Source organism: Bifidobacterium olomucense (assembly GCF_012932375.1).
Taxonomy (GTDB): Bacteria; Actinomycetota; Actinomycetes; order Actinomycetales; family Bifidobacteriaceae; genus Bifidobacterium; species Bifidobacterium olomucense.
In genome coordinates, this window is record NZ_JAAIIG010000003.1 from 62,855 (window position 1) to 77,130 (window position 14,276).

Annotated in this window: 13 protein-coding genes; 7 read left to right on the forward strand and 6 right to left on the reverse strand. The window is 57.3% G+C overall.

All coding sequences use genetic code 11. The annotated features are described in order from the left end of the window. Nucleotides 1-35: 35 nt before the first annotated feature. The 5 genes from G1C97_RS03990 to G1C97_RS04010 form a co-directional block, all read right to left on the reverse strand. Nucleotides 36-965 (reverse strand): transglycosylase SLT domain-containing protein, encoded by a 930-nt coding sequence (locus G1C97_RS03990; protein ID WP_169240655.1) that lies wholly within the window; start codon nucleotides 963-965, stop codon nucleotides 36-38. Between the two features lie 99 nt (nucleotides 966-1,064). Then, nucleotides 1,065-1,274 (reverse strand): helix-turn-helix domain-containing protein, encoded by a 210-nt coding sequence (locus G1C97_RS03995; protein WP_169240656.1) that lies wholly within the window; start codon nucleotides 1,272-1,274, stop codon nucleotides 1,065-1,067. Nucleotide 1,275: 1 nt separating this feature from the next. Next, nucleotides 1,276-1,788, reverse strand: a complete 513-nt coding sequence (locus tag G1C97_RS04000) for a DUF2975 domain-containing protein (protein ID WP_169240657.1) — start codon at nucleotides 1,786-1,788, stop codon at nucleotides 1,276-1,278. A gap of 359 nt (nucleotides 1,789-2,147) precedes the next feature. Beyond that, the gene (locus G1C97_RS04005; protein ID WP_169240658.1) at nucleotides 2,148-3,509 is read right to left on the reverse strand and encodes a nucleobase:cation symporter-2 family protein; all 1,362 of its coding nucleotides are present in this window, start codon (nucleotides 3,507-3,509) and stop codon (nucleotides 2,148-2,150) included. Nucleotides 3,510-3,533: 24 nt separating this feature from the next. Further along, nucleotides 3,534-4,115, reverse strand: coding sequence for a xanthine phosphoribosyltransferase (locus G1C97_RS04010; protein ID WP_169240659.1), 582 nt, complete (start codon nucleotides 4,113-4,115; stop codon nucleotides 3,534-3,536). A gap of 216 nt (nucleotides 4,116-4,331) precedes the next feature. Here G1C97_RS04010 and G1C97_RS04015 point away from each other — a divergent pair, with 216 nt between their 5' ends. The 6 genes from G1C97_RS04015 (at nucleotide 4,332) to G1C97_RS04040 (ending at nucleotide 11,710) form a co-directional block, all read left to right on the forward strand. Beyond that, nucleotides 4,332-7,004 carry an ATP-dependent helicase gene (locus G1C97_RS04015; protein ID WP_169240660.1) on the forward strand — a complete coding sequence of 891 codons (2,673 nt, stop codon included), beginning with the start codon at nucleotides 4,332-4,334 and terminating at the stop codon, nucleotides 7,002-7,004. Between the two features lie 255 nt (nucleotides 7,005-7,259). After that, a complete protein-coding gene (locus tag G1C97_RS04020; protein WP_169240661.1) occupies nucleotides 7,260-7,661 on the forward strand; it encodes a DUF4418 family protein in 402 nt (133 codons plus the stop codon). 1 nt (nucleotide 7,662) lies between these two features. After that, nucleotides 7,663-8,916 (forward strand): ABC transporter permease, encoded by a 1,254-nt coding sequence (locus G1C97_RS04025; RefSeq protein WP_169240662.1) that lies wholly within the window; start codon nucleotides 7,663-7,665, stop codon nucleotides 8,914-8,916. A gap of 97 nt (nucleotides 8,917-9,013) precedes the next feature. Then, a complete protein-coding gene (locus tag G1C97_RS04030) occupies nucleotides 9,014-9,922 on the forward strand; it encodes an ABC transporter ATP-binding protein (RefSeq protein ID WP_169240663.1) in 909 nt (302 codons plus the stop codon). 193 nt (nucleotides 9,923-10,115) lie between these two features. After that, the gene (gene rpsD / locus G1C97_RS04035; protein ID WP_100495631.1) at nucleotides 10,116-10,742 is read left to right on the forward strand and encodes a 30S ribosomal protein S4; all 627 of its coding nucleotides are present in this window, start codon (nucleotides 10,116-10,118) and stop codon (nucleotides 10,740-10,742) included. 212 nt (nucleotides 10,743-10,954) lie between these two features. Then, nucleotides 10,955-11,710, forward strand: coding sequence for a trimeric intracellular cation channel family protein (locus tag G1C97_RS04040; protein WP_169240664.1), 756 nt, complete (start codon nucleotides 10,955-10,957; stop codon nucleotides 11,708-11,710). Nucleotides 11,711-11,906: 196 nt separating this feature from the next. On the opposite strand, the gene rpsT is transcribed toward G1C97_RS04040, so the two are convergent. Then, nucleotides 11,907-12,167, reverse strand: a complete 261-nt coding sequence (rpsT, locus tag G1C97_RS04045; RefSeq protein WP_169240665.1) for a 30S ribosomal protein S20 — start codon at nucleotides 12,165-12,167, stop codon at nucleotides 11,907-11,909. A gap of 165 nt (nucleotides 12,168-12,332) precedes the next feature. On the opposite strand from rpsT, the gene lepA reads away from it, so the two are divergent. Further along, nucleotides 12,333-14,219: a translation elongation factor 4 gene (gene lepA, locus G1C97_RS04050; protein WP_169240666.1), complete on the forward strand. Its 1,887-nt coding sequence runs from the start codon at nucleotides 12,333-12,335 to the stop codon at nucleotides 14,217-14,219. The last annotated feature ends 57 nt before the right edge of the window (nucleotides 14,220-14,276 follow it).

Here is a 14,276-nt window from a genome sequence, read left to right on the forward strand (position 1 = left end):
TGGGGGACGACCGGTGTTGCAGGGGGAGTGCGGTTTCAGCCCAGTGTCACGATGATGGTGCCCTGCATGGTCTCTTTGCCGGTCCAGGTGCCATCCGTGCGGTTCCAGCTCATACCGTTGGCTGTTGCAGAGTCGATGCCGTACTCCCGGGCGTGGGCGACAAGCCAGCTGGCTGTCTGCCAGCATACGCGCTGCTGGTCGGTATCGGATAATCCGGCCGGCAGCGTGACAGTCAGTGTGGAGTCGGTTGTCGCGTTCGAGTGCTTATCGTCGTTTGTGGTGCCTTTGGTGATGCTGATATTGGGCAGCGCTGCCGTGGCCGCAGTGATGAGTCCGTTCGCGTCGGAGCCGTTTGCAGGTTCGAGTGCGCATGTGACGCCCGCGCTCACCTCACCGGTCAAGGCCGACGCCCAAGCGTGTGCCATCGAATCCCAATTGGCATACAGATCCGGGTATCCGGAACGTTGTACTTCCTGTGCCGCGTCCTCTACCGGAATGGTTTGCCAGTTGGGTACCTGCATCAGGTGGTCGTAGAAGATATTCGTGGCGTATGCCGGATCGGACACCTGTTCAGCTGTGCCCCATCCTTGACTGGGACGTTGCTGGAAGAGCCCCAGCGAATCCAAGTCGCCATGGTCGAGATTCGTGAGTCGTGATTCTTGCATAGCCGTGGCGATAGCTACTGTGGCCGCATGATCTGGCAGCCCACGATTGACGGCGAGGTTCGCAATCAGCGCGGCGTTGCCGGCCTGTTCGGGGCTGAGCGTGTGCCGTGTGCCATCGGAGGATATGGCGGCGCAATAGGCGTCATCGGCCGAACGTACATATTGCTTTGGCGTGAGCAACCGCGAAAGCAATATAACGCCCAATAGGACGATGACGACAAACACGGCTATCGGCAGCATGATCCACGCTGTGAGCGCGCCGGGATGACGCACGCCATATTGGTTGTGCCGTCTTCCCATAGTCCCTCCGTTCGTTGCGCCGCCTTCTATACTTCATGCTTGAGCACGTGAGGACAATACGCCTGAAGTATGATTTCACGGATGGCCATGACGTGGCGGTCACTCATCCGGGTCGTATTCGAGGATATCGCCAGGTTGGCAGTCAAGAGCTTGACAGATGGCGTCGAGGGTGGTGAAACGTACCGCTTTGGCGCGTCCGTTCTTCAGAATCGATACGTTGGCCGGTGTGATGCCGATTCGTTCGGCCAATTCGCCCACGCCGATTTTGCGCTTGGCCATCATCACATCCAAGTTGATGCGGATAGTCATGTCAGATCACCTGCTCCAGTTCGCTGGACTGATCGGTGGCTGCGCGAAGTAGCCCTTTCATGACTATCATCAGCAGAATGAAGCCGATCTCAGCCACAACGGTGATACCAAGTGCGGCGAGAATACCGAAATAATCCATGGCTTGCATGGAGGTGTCATTCCATGAGGAGAACGCGAATATTCCCAATACGGTTGCGGTGAACGCCGTGCCGACAGACGCGCAGCCGATGATCAGATTCACACAGGGGAGCGCTTGGGTGGTGAATACCGCGCCTGAGCCGGAGAGCGAGAACAAGCGCCATACTCCGATGAATGCGATTTCAACGCAGGCCAGAAACAGTTCGCCAAGTATAAGGTACAGCCAACGCAGGGGAGGTTGCGAGGAATAAAGGCCGGCCATCGCCTCGCTGAATATAGGCACGGCAATAATCTGTCCCCATATGCACCCCAGCCAGATGGCCACAACGATGATCTTCAACCCAAGCAAAACCCATCGATTCATGTACTGTTTCATAGCGGCCTCCTTGTTTCACGCCACATCATACCGGAATATATCGAAAAACGATATGTTGGCTTGGTTTTGCGATGCGCTATGATGCGAAACTCGTAATCGTCTTGTGCACAACCGTGCGAAAAGTGGGTTTTCATGCAGTTGTGCATAAGTCTGCACATCAAATGGCGATTTTGGAAATTGAAGAATGGCGAAATTCCGCCATTCTTGTACCGTGATGTTGTGGGTATATCTGCCGAACCTGTACACAACTGCGCAGAACATACGAAAAATCCCTGTTGTGCGCAAGCGACAACAGGGAAAATGAGGAAAGTGGAGATTCGCTTATGCTTTCTCAGCGGTGTATGCGGCCCAAACCGTGCTTACTCTTCTTTCGCTGCCGGTGCGCTCAAGAAGTGCTCCTCACTGGGCAACACTGCATTGAGGATCACCGCCACCACGAACGCCACGGCGATGCAGTTGGAAGCGAAGATCTGCTGGAACAGGGCCGGGAAATGTACGAAGATGTCACTCACCTGCGTGAATCCGATGCCGATAGTCAGCGAGAGCGCCGCGATGGTGATGTTGCGCTGCGAGAATCCGGCCTCGGCGATCATCTGGAAGCCGGAGAGGATGATGTTGCCGAACATCATGATGGTGCAACCGCCGAGCACCGCCTGCGGCAACGAGTTGAACACCTCGGCGATGGCCGGCACGAAGCTCGCCAGAATGAGGATCAAGCCGCCGGAGAGGATTACCTTGCGGTTGACGACCTTGGTCATGGCCACCAATCCGATGTTCTGGGCGAAGGAGGTCAGCGGCAGACAACCGAACAGACCGGAGACCGAGGAGATCAGGCCGTCGCCGGCGATGGCGCCTGCAGTCTCACGCTCGGTAGGTGTGCGGTTGAGACCCACCTTGGTCAGTGCTGCGGTGTCGCCCAGCACCTCGACCGAGGAAACCACATACAGCAGTCCGATGGAGATGATCGAACCCCAGTCGAATTCAGGCTTGAACGGCATGAACTGCGGTACGGAAACAATAGCGAGGTTCTGGAAACCGGAGAAATCGACCTTGCCCATGCAGATAGCCACCACATAGCCCACCACGAGACCGAACAGTACGGAGAGCTGTTTGGCCGTGCCCTTCATCAGCAGCTGGAAAGCGAGGCAAGCCACCAATGAAATGAGCCCAAGCATCAGGTTTTGCCACGAGCCGAAGTCCTTGGCACCGGAACCGCCGCCGAAACTTGTGGCACCCACATTGAGCAGCGAGAAACCGATGGAGGTCACCACGATGGCCGAGACGATCGGCGGTACGAAGCGACGCCAATACTTGGCGGTCAGGCCAAGCACCAGTTCCAGTAGGCCACCGACCAGTACGGCACCGACGACCGCGCCATAGCCTTTATCCGCGCAGATGGCCACAGCTGCGGCCACATAGGTGAAGGAGATGCCGGTGACCATCGGCAGTCTGGAGCCGATTCGCCATGCGCCGTACAGCTGCAGGCAGGTGCCTAGGCCGGCCACGAGCAGACCGGCCTGAATCACCGCGGCGGACTGCGCTGGCGTCATTTTCGCGGCGGACGCCACGATGAAGATCGGGGCCAGATTCGCCACGAACATAGCCATCACGTGCTGAAGGCCGAACGGGATGCCCTTCCAGAAGGAGACGGGCGCATCCAGCGAGCTCAGTGCTTCAAAGGAGACGGCGGATGATTTGCCGGATTGCTTCTCTTCGCTCATGCTTCTTCTCTCTTCGTCAGTCACTCAGCGGCGGAACTCGATCTTGCCGGTCTCGGGGTCCATGGATTCCACAATTGCCAGCGAATCCACGTCGTAGCCTTCCTCGCGCAGCTTGTCGCCACCACCTTGGAATCCCTTTTCCACCGCGATACCGATGCCTTCGACCGTGGCTCCGGCTTTTTCGCACAGTTCGATAAGTCCTCGCAATGCCTTGCCGTTAGCCAAGAAATCGTCGATGAGCAGTACATGGTCTCCCGGGTTCAGGTACTTCTTGGAGACGATCACCGGGAATTCCTTCTGCTTGGTGAAGGAGTAGACGGTAGTGGTGTACTGGTCGCCGTCCAGATTGATGGACTGGGCCTTCTTGGCGAATACCACCGGGACGTCGCCGAAATGATGAGCTGCGCAGCAAGCGATGCCGATGCCGGAAGCTTCGATGGTCAGGATCTTGGTGATGGTCTTACCGGCAAAATGCTCGGCCCACGCTGCACCCATATGATCGAACAGACGTACGTCGCACTGATGGTTCAGAAATGCGTCGACTTTGAGCACGTCGCCGACCTTGACAGTGCCTTCGGCTTGGATTCGCTCCTCAAGTTCCTGCAATGGATTACCTCCTTGACATCAAGCTGACATAGTTACGGTTCAGTAACTATTGGATATGGCAAACCAGCTTACGCTGACCGCCGCATATGGGCGGCGCGTATGGTAGATATGAATGTCGCGTCATATAGGGAAGCAGAGTGGACGGTTGCCCTTTGAGGCTGCGGTCCATATATCCAGCTCTCCCATCGGGTATTTACAACGTCGGAGGAGTAGATAGTGTTCGAGGAGCCAGAAGTCATCGCACGCAGCGCTCAGGAACTTGTGGGCGACCTCAATCCGCAGCAGTCCGAGGCCGTGCAGTACCGAGGTCAAGCGCTATTGATCGGTGCAGGTGCAGGCTCTGGCAAGACCCGAGTGCTCACCCGTCGTATCGCATGGATCCTGAGCCAGTTCGGCGCATGGCCGAGTCAGGTGCTCGCCATCACCTTCACCAACAAAGCCGCCGCCGAAATGCGCGAACGACTCGGCTCACTTATCGGGCCGGTGGCCCAACGCATGTGGGTGTCTACCTTTCACTCCGCTTGCGTGAGGATTTTGAGACGTGATGGCAAAGCCATTGGGCTGAAGTCCGGTTTCTCCATTTATGACTCCGCCGACTCCGAACGACTGGTCAAAATCATCGCCACAGAATTCAATCTGGATATCAAGCGCTACACTCCACGCTCGATTCTGGGCCACATCTCCGATCTCAAGAACAACCTGACCGGTTGGAAGGAATACTTGTCCGTGCATGCCCCGGACTTCACACCCGGCCAACGCGGCTACCAGTTCGGTACGGTCGGGGATCTTGAAGCCATCTACGCGGTGATCTACGCCGAATACGAGCATCGGCTGGCGCTCGCCAATGCCGTGGACTTCGACGATCTCATCGGCCGTACCGTCGAACTGCTGCGAACGGACCCGGCCGTGGCCGAGTACTACCACCATCGTTTCCGCTACATTCTGGTGGACGAGTATCAGGACACCAACCATGCCCAGTACGTACTTGTACGTGAATTGGCGGGAGTCGACGCCGGCCAGCAGGCTGTTCCGGGCGCACCGAACGCTGGCAAGACCGGTCCTGCATGGATCACCGTGGTGGGCGACTCAGACCAGTCCATTTACGCGTTCCGAGGCGCTGACATTCGTAACATTCAGGATTTCGAGCAGGATTTTCCTGCGGCTAAAACCATCATGCTGGAGCAGAATTATCGTTCCACGCAGACCATCCTTGATGCGGCCAATGCCGTGATCAGCCATAATGAAGGACGCAAGCCGAAGAAACTATGGACAGCCCTCGGCAAAGGCGAACCGATCGTCGGCTATGCCGCGGATAACGCCCAGCAGGAGGCGCAATGGGTTGCCGGCGAGATCGCGCGACTGCACGCTGAAGAGGACATCGCCTATTCGGACATGTCCATTATGTACCGAGCCAACGCGCAGTCCCGTTCGCTGGAAGAGGCGTTGATCAACGCGAATCTGCCCTACCAGCTGGTCGGTGGCACCAAATTCTACGAACGTCGTGAAATCAAGGATGCATTGGCGTATCTGCAGGCGCTCGTCAATCCGGACGACGATGTGAATCTGCGTCGCATTCTCAACGTGCCCAAGCGTGGCTTGGGAGAACGGGCCGAAGGCGTGTTGCTGGCGTATGCGCGTGAACAGGGAACGAGTTTCTTCTATGCGCTTATGCATGTGGACGAGATACCGAACGTTCCTACTCGTACGGCCACACAGCTCAAAGCGTTCCGCGAACTCATGGGATCGCTTTCCCAGTTCACCCGCGCCCACGATTCCAAACCCAGCGAAGTCGTGGCCGAAGTGCTGGAAAAATCAGGGCTGAGGAGTGAACTGGAGAAATCCGTAGATCCTCAGGACGCTTCCCGTCTGGAGAATCTCTCCCAGCTGCAGTCCACCGCCGCTGAATTCGAGCAGAACACTCCGGACGCAACATTGTCTGCATTTTTGGAAACCACGGCATTGGTGGCCGATTCCGATCAGCTTCCCGGCGAGAGCGTAGATTCAGGCAAAGTGACGTTGATGACGTTGCATACCGCCAAGGGTCTTGAATATCCGGTGGTATTCCTGACCGGCATGGAACAGGGTACGTTCCCGCACTCCCGCTCCATGGAAGACACCACTGAACTGCAGGAAGAGCGTCGTCTTGCGTACGTGGGCATCACACGTGCCAAACGGCGTCTGTATGTAACGCGCGCAGCCGCACGCTCCCAATGGGGACAGGCGGCAGACATGATGCCCAGCCAGTTTTTGGATGAGATTCCGGCTGAACTCATCGATTGGAAACGTCGTGAAGCCGGCGTGGAACGCATGCGTGGCGAATGGACCGATGGATTCGCCGATGATCTGGGCGGATGGGACGACGATGATTTCGGCGGTGCCACGTTCGGCGGGGCATCTACGTTCGGTGGAAGGGGTTCCGGCTCCTCGTATGGTTCCAGATCTCGATACGGTTCTTCGTCGTATGGTTCGGGCTCATCTTACGGATCGTATGGATCCTACGGTTCGCGCTCCGGATCCTCATCCTATGGGGGATCCGGCTCGACATACGGCTCCCGGTCGTCCCGATCAGGTAGCTCCGCCTATGGTTCGCGTACGGGCTCGTCCGACTCGTATGACCATACGCGCGGTGGCAAGGTCACGACTCGACGCACCACTCCCAAATCGTCTGCGACCAGTGGAAAAAGCGTTCCTAGCTCCCAACTGGCCAAAGACAATGGCCTGAACATTGCGGATTTCGCCATTGGCGACATGATCAGTCATGACCAGTACGGTCTTGGCAAGATTACCGATGCGCAGGATAAGGGACGCAACTCTGTGATTACGGTCGATTTTGGTTCTGCGGGAGTCAAGCGCTTGATGCTGCGTGTGGCTCCTATTGAAAAGCTCTAGTGAGCTTTCAATAGGAGCCTGTCGCAGCGAAGCCGCTCCCTTCGCCTACGGACAGTCCGCTGGACTGTCCGCTTAACGGCTCAGCCATTGAAAAGCTCTAGTGAGCTTTCAATAGGAGCCTGTCGCGGCGAAGCCGCTCTCGATGATCGGGCGTATAACATAGGCGGGCGGTAAATTCAAGACTTGTTTTTCTGATTTCTCCGTGGACATAATACATAGGTTGCCTTGTATCTAATGCACAGGAGAGAAGAATCCATGAAGAACAGACTGCTCGCCGCGCTGCCCGATATCGTGCTCGGCGCGTTGATTGCCATTGCGCCTCAGACGTTCGCTCACGCCTGCGGTGCGCATGACGGCATGATGCCCGCCTGCCATTACTCGCAGCAGGCCGCCACGGGCATAGGCGTGGTGATTCTCGCGCTCGGCATCGTGGCACTGTTTGTAAAACCTCAGGTGCGTATTGGTCTGAACATCGCTGCCGTTGCCAATACGCTGCTGCTGTTCGCCGTTCCCACCGTGCTGATCGGTATCTGCAAGGGCGCCATGATGCACTGCCGCATGGTAATGTTGCCCACGCTTATCGTGCTCGGTGTACTGGTTATCGTCTTTGCCGCTGTGGCCATCTGGATGGACGCCCGTTCCGCCAAGCGTGCCTGACATGACTGATCGCACCACTGTGTATCACAGCTTCCAGCGTTCACGGCGGCGTACTTTGCGCGCGCTGGCCGCCCGCAACCTCGTCGGGCGGCCCATGCGCACCGGCGCCCTGCTGGCTGTGGTGACCATTCTCGCGCTTGCCTTCTTCGGCGGCACCATGCTGACCATGAATCTCAACACCGGCATGGCCAGTATGGAGCGCCGACTTGGCGCGGATCTTATGGTGGTGCCGCAAAATACGGCGCAAAAGGCCGAAGCGCTCCTGACGGACGGTAACCCCAGCACGTTCTATTTCACTAAAGACATCGCCGACGAAGTCAAGAAGGCCGATGGCATCGAGCAGGCCAGTGAACAGACGTATATCGCTTCACTGGCGGCAGAATGCTGCGCCGAGAAACTGCAGATCATAGGCTATGATCCATCCACCGACTTCGTGATCGAGCCATGGGTGGCCTCCCAATTCGATGGCACGCTAGAAGACGGTCAGATGATTGCCGGAGCGAACGTCAATGTCTCCACGGACGGCACTGTGGAGCTCTACGGCCATAAGTGGCCGGTCGTGGCGCAGCTGGCCTCCACGGGCACCAGTTTGGATAATTCCGTGTTCATCAATCTTGACACCGTGCCTCAGATGGTGGAGGCCTCTGCCAAAGTCGCCAAACGTGTCATGCCGGCGGAATATGCGGACAAGGCCGTCTCTACCGTACTGATCAAAGTGAGTGAAGGATACAGTGCCGAAACCGTATCGGAGAACATCAAACGTCTGGACTCGCGTTTCTCCGATCTCGGTTACGTCTATCCAGGCGGCGTTACTGCCACTACTAAAACCGCGCTGAACGCGTTGGTGGCTTATCTGACCGTATTCGTGGCGGCCATCTGGATGATGGGCATCATCGTGCTTCTGGCCGTGTTCGCGGCTTCGGTCAACGAGCGCAAGCGTGAATTCGCTTCGCTGCGCATTCTCGGTGCCACACGAGGGATGCTGGCCGGAATACTCCTGCGTGAATCCGCGTTGATTGGCTTGATCGGAGGTGTTTTTGGCGTGGGGCTGGCGTCATTGGCCATTTTCCCGTTCAGCGCTCTGATCGGCAAACAACTGCAGTTGCCGTATCTACAGGCATCGGTACCTGCAGTGCTTGCCATAATGGCGTTGACTCTGGTGTGCTCGGTGGCGATTGGTGTGGCCGGCTCTCTCGCCGTACTCGTTCGCATCGGTCGTCCGGAAGCCTATCTGACGTTGCGGGAGGGGGAATGATATGAGCGAATTCCAAACCGATGTTGCCCCATTGCACGGCGCGCAGAGTACGAGGAATACGAAGAGCACTGGGAGAGATGCCGCGCGAAGTACTGCGATGGATGCGTCGAATTTCACTGCCGAAAATGATCGCGGCACTGCACTGGTCGAGATTACCGATCTCACACGCAGCTTCAGTCGTCGCGGGGTGCCATTCGATGCGGTCAGCCATGTGAACCTCACCATCGAACCGGGGGAATTCGTTGCCATAGTGGGCCGATCCGGCAACGGCAAGAGCACGCTCATCAATATGATCGCCGGCCTTGTCCGCCCCACATCGGGCAGTGTACGCATTGACGGACACGACATATCCACACTTCGGGATCGCGAACTGTCGCTGCTGCGCAACAGCACCATCGGTTTCGTCACGCAAAGCCAAACCTTGCTCGCCAACCTTACCGTCATGGACAACGTCACGCTTCCGACCATGCTCTTCGGCATGTCGACGGAGGAACAAGGCCGGAACCACAAGATAGGGCGACAGCCTGCCGTCGTCGCCCCGTATGACTCGTCGATCAGGCAGGCAGCTGCCGGCGATACGACAGCATCCGGAACCATCGATGACCCATACATGCCTGATGTCATCGCGCCAATTCGTGATGCGGAACAGGCAGTGGATAACATGCAGGAGGTACGGAACAATCCAATAGAAGACCGCGCACGCACGCTGTTGGAACGTCTCGGAGTGGGGGAGTTGGCAGAAAGCCGTCCACGAGAGCTGTCCGGCGGTGAAATGAGGCGTGTATCCATCGCTAGGTCTCTGATGAATGCCCCCAAGCTGTTGATTGCAGACGAGCCGACCGGTGATCTGGATCAGACCAGCACGGATATCGTTATGCGATTGCTGCGAGAACAAGCGGATAATGGTATGGCAGTGCTGGTGGTTACGCATGATCCGGACGTACTGACGTGGGCGGACAAGGTGTATCGCATGGATGCCGGAGCGCTGTCCATGGCCTCGGTGTAATATTAGACGTTGGTGTTTGCCGACCAGCAAATGCCGTCTGGAGTCATAGCCCATCAACGGGTCGGCGGTAGGCGATCGCAAGAGAGCCAACCCGTTCGTGAACATCACGACGAAGCGTTGGGGAGGCCCGACTCAGCGTCTGCTCGTAACAGCGCAGACGTTCCGTTCAGATAACGACAGAAGGAATAATCCAATGACGAACGTTCAGCGTTCTCGCCGTCAGGTGCGTCTTTCCCGCGCCCTCGGCATCGCACTGACCCCCAAGGCTCAGCGCATCTTTGAAAAGCGTCCGTATGCTCCGGGCGAGCATGGCCGTGACCGTCGTCGCGCCGAATCCGATTACGCAGTGCGTCTGCGCGAGAAGCAGCGTCTGCGCGCTCAGTACGGCGTCTCCGAGAAGCAGCTGCGCGCTGCCTACGAGAAGGCCACCCGTACCGCCGGCCAGACCGGTAACGCCATGCTGATCGATCTGGAGTCCCGTCTTGACAACCTGGTGCTGCGTGCCGGCTTCGCCCGCACCACCGCTCAGGCTCGTCAGTTCGTGGTACACCGTCACATCCTCGTTGACGGCAACATCGTGGACCGCCCGTCCTACCGCGTCAAGCCCGGCCAGACCATTCAGGTCAAGGCTAAGAGCCAGACCATGGTTCCGTTCCAGATCGCCGCTGAAGGCGTGCACCGTGATGTGCTGCCTCAGGTCCCCGGCTACCTCGATGTGAACCTGCCGTCCCTGAAGGCCACTGTGACCCGCAAGCCGGAGGTCGAAGAGATCCCGGTGCAGGTCAACATCCAGTACGTGGTCGAATTCTACGCCCGCTGAGTCGGGCCCATCTGGTCAAAACAATCCAGGACATACCGTTCGAACCCCGCGCCTTATCGCGCGGGGTTCGCGCGTTTTGCGGGTAAACCAAGGACTCCCTCAGTTTGTCTGGGAGAAGATGGGGTAGGGCAGCGTCTCTGTTACTCTCGATACGGCTCCACGGGGCTGGCGGAATGCAACATGAGAGGCAAAAAAAGAGGGGAGCGCAACCAATGGAAATGGCGTTGGAAAGCAATGCGTTTTTCATCGGCATTGAATATCTCGCCATCCTGTGTTGGGGGCTTTCTGGTGGCTTGGCCGCAATCCAAAAAGGGTATGACATCTTTTCGATTATGCTGTGCGGCTGGCTGACCGCGCTTGGCGGCGGTCTGTTTCGCGATGTGATGTTGGGGGATTTGCCGCCTGTGGGAATCACCGATAAAGGCTATGTGCTCACCACCTTGTTTTCCGGCATAATCGTGGTCATTGCTCATCCGGAAATCAAAAAACTTAAATGGACGATGACGGTTGTCGATGCGCTGGGTCTTGGCCTGTTCGCGGTTAACGGTACCGCGAAAGCTTTGGCATTCGGATCATCTGGCATGACCGCGATTTTCCTCGGTATGTTCACTGCATTGGCCGGTGGCCTGATTCGGGATATTTTCATCGGCGACGTGCCGATGATCATTCGTGACAAGCACCTTTACGCTATCCCATCGTTCGTCGGTTGTATCTTAACCGTATTGGTCTGGCGAGGCGTACACTACGGCTGGTTCGATATGCGCTCCGAAATGGTGCTTGACGTATTGATCGTTATTATCGTGGTGGCGATTCGAATATTGTCGGTGGCTTTTAACGTAACGATGCCCGGTGCCATGCCGCGTACTCACGTATATCTTCCAGGGGAGAAGCGTTATCTTGAGCGTCCGGATATTACGCCGCATTCAGTTGCGAACTCTGAAGATCGACCTGATGGCGATGATAAATGAGTTGCATGTTCGATGCCTTGCCGCAGTGAATGTCGCGGCCGTTGCCAAGTGATAGCGGCAGCGAGAATTGAACGAATCGTTGTTCTGCCGTTTCTCCTCGCTGCCCTCCGACGCTTTTCGGATAAACAAATAAACAAAACCCTGCAGTCCAAATGGATTGCAGGGTTGTTAACGAACCTTTAGTAAAGGCTTATGCTCACAGAGCGTTGATTGCCACAGCGAGGCCGGACTTGCGGTTGGCAGCCTGGTTCTTGTGGATCACGCCAGCGCCAGCAGCCTTGTCGAGCTTCTGGGCAGCGACCTTGTAGGCGGCCTCGGCGGCAGCCTTGTCACCGGCGGCGATGGCTTCGCGGGTGGCGCGGATGGCGGTCTTCAGGCCGGACTTCACAGCCATGTTGCGAAGGTGCGCCTTCTCATTGGTGAGCACGCGCTTCTTCTGCGACTTAATGTTTGCCACGTTTACTCCAAACGATGTGTTTTACAAGGACATACAAAAGTAAGAGGATAGCATGCACCCCGGAAAAACCCGCGCGATGCCACGCCGAATACAGTCCCTCGGCTACACTGAGGTAAGTTTGAGCTTTTGTCCGGAGCCGCCGGAGCGTTTTTGCCTAGAGGAGGAATGTCGTTGGTCGTCCAGCACAATCAGCCCGGTTCTACCGATCAGTCGGTGATTCGCAACTTCTGCATCATAGCGCATATCGATCACGGCAAGTCCACCGTGGCCGATCGCATCCTGCAGTTGAGCGGTATCGTGCCTGAGCGCGAAATGCGCGATCGCTTCCTTGACCGTATGGATATCGAGCAGGAGCGCGGCATCACCATCAAATCCCAGGCTGTACGTGTGCCATGGACGTTCGACGGCACTGAATATACGCTGGGCATGATCGATACCCCGGGCCACGTGGACTTCACTTATGAGGTCTCTCGCGCGTTGGCAGCTTGCGAGGGCGCAGTGCTGTTGGTGGACGCCACGCAGGGCATCGAGGCGCAGACTCTCTCTAACCTGTACATGGCCATCGATCATGATCTGACCATCATCCCGGTGCTCAATAAAATCGATCTGCCCTCCGCCGAACCAGACAAGCATGCTGAGGAGATCGCCGGTCTGATCGGCTGCGAGCCGAGCGATGTGCTGCGTGTGTCCGGCAAAACCGGCGAAGGCGTGTCCGAACTGCTCGACCGCATCGTGCTTGAGGTTCCCGCTCCTCACGGTGATCCTGAAGCTCCGGCCCGCGCCTTGATCTTCGATTCCGTGTACGACTCCTACCGTGGCATCGTCACCTACATCCGTATGGAAGATGGTGAACTGCATGACCGCGAAAAGGTGCACATGATGGGCATCGGCATGACACATGACCCCATCGAAATCGGCGTGATCAGCCCGGACATGACCCGCACCAAGGCGCTCGGTGCCGGCGAGGTCGGTTACATCATCACCGGTGCCAAGGATGTGAGCCAGTCCAAGGTGGGCGACACGTTGACCTCCGCGGTCCGTCCGGCTACCGAGCCGCTGCCCGGCTATCGTGATCCCAAGCCGATGGTGTATGCCGGTCTGTTCCCGATCGATAACGCTCAGTTCCCGGAACTGCGTGATGCGCTCGACAAGCTCAAGCTCAACGATGCCGCCTTGATCTACACGCCGGAAACCTCCGTGGCGTTGGGCTTCGGCTTCCGCTGTGGCTTCCTGGGCCTGCTGCATATGGAGATCGTCAACGAGCGATTGTCTCGTGAATTCGGCCTCGACCTCATTCAGACCGCTCCGAACGTCACCTACGATGTGACTTCCGAAGACGGGTCGGAACATCATGTGACCAATCCGAGTGAATTCCCGGATGGCAAGATCAAGAAGATCGTGGAGCCTATGGTGGCCGCCGATATCATCACACCCAAGGAATTCATCGGCGCGGTCATGGATCTATGCCAGGATCACCGTGGTCAGATGGGCACAATGGAATACATCTCCACCGACCGCGTGGAGATGCACTACCGCATTCCGCTCGCGGAAATCGTGTTTGACTTCTTCGATCAGCTGAAGTCCCGCACCAAGGGCTACGCCTCGCTCGACTATCATGAGGATGGCGAGCAGTCCGCCGATCTCGTCAAGGTGGATATCCTTATTCAGGGCGAGAAAGTGGATGCCTTCAGCGCTATCGTGCACCGTGATAAGGCGTATTCGTATGGCGTGATGATGACTAAGAAGTTGCGCGAGCTCATCCCACGCCAGCAGTTCGAGATTCCGATTCAGGCTGCGATCGGTTCGCGCATCATCGCACGCGAGAACATTCGCGCCCTGCGCAAGGACGTGTTGGCCAAGTGCTACGGCGGTGACATCACCCGTAAGCGCAAGTTGCTCGAAAAGCAGAAGGCCGGTAAGAAGCGTATGAAGATGCTCGGTCATGTGGAAGTCCCGCAGGAGGCGTTCATCGCTGCCCTGTCCACCGGTGAGGACTCCAACGACCGCGACACCAAGGACAAGATCCGAGCCGCCCAAAAGACGGAAGGCTGAGCCGTTAAGCGGACAGTCCAGTGGACTATCCGTAGGCTCAGCCTGAGTGAGACGATA

Bases quoted from the DNA above. Each gene is read 5' to 3' on its own strand.
- G1C97_RS03990 (WP_169240655.1), bottom strand. From the start codon at position 965: ATGGGAAGACGGCACAACCAATATGGCGTGCGTCATCCCGGCGCGCTC.
- G1C97_RS03995 (WP_169240656.1), bottom strand. From the start codon at position 1,274: ATGACTATCCGCATCAACTTGGATGTGATGATGGCCAAGCGCAAAATC.
- G1C97_RS04000 (WP_169240657.1), bottom strand. From the start codon at position 1,788: ATGAAACAGTACATGAATCGATGGGTTTTGCTTGGGTTGAAGATCATC.
- G1C97_RS04005 (WP_169240658.1), bottom strand. From the start codon at position 3,509: ATGAGCGAAGAGAAGCAATCCGGCAAATCATCCGCCGTCTCCTTTGAA.
- G1C97_RS04020 (WP_169240661.1), top strand. From the start codon at position 7,260: ATGAAGAACAGACTGCTCGCCGCGCTGCCCGATATCGTGCTCGGCGCG.
- G1C97_RS04025 (WP_169240662.1), top strand. From the start codon at position 7,663: ATGACTGATCGCACCACTGTGTATCACAGCTTCCAGCGTTCACGGCGG.
- G1C97_RS04030 (WP_169240663.1), top strand. From the start codon at position 9,014: ATGGATGCGTCGAATTTCACTGCCGAAAATGATCGCGGCACTGCACTG.
- rpsD (WP_100495631.1), top strand. From the start codon at position 10,116: ATGACGAACGTTCAGCGTTCTCGCCGTCAGGTGCGTCTTTCCCGCGCC.
- G1C97_RS04040 (WP_169240664.1), top strand. From the start codon at position 10,955: ATGGAAATGGCGTTGGAAAGCAATGCGTTTTTCATCGGCATTGAATAT.
- lepA (WP_169240666.1), top strand. From the start codon at position 12,333: ATGTCGTTGGTCGTCCAGCACAATCAGCCCGGTTCTACCGATCAGTCG.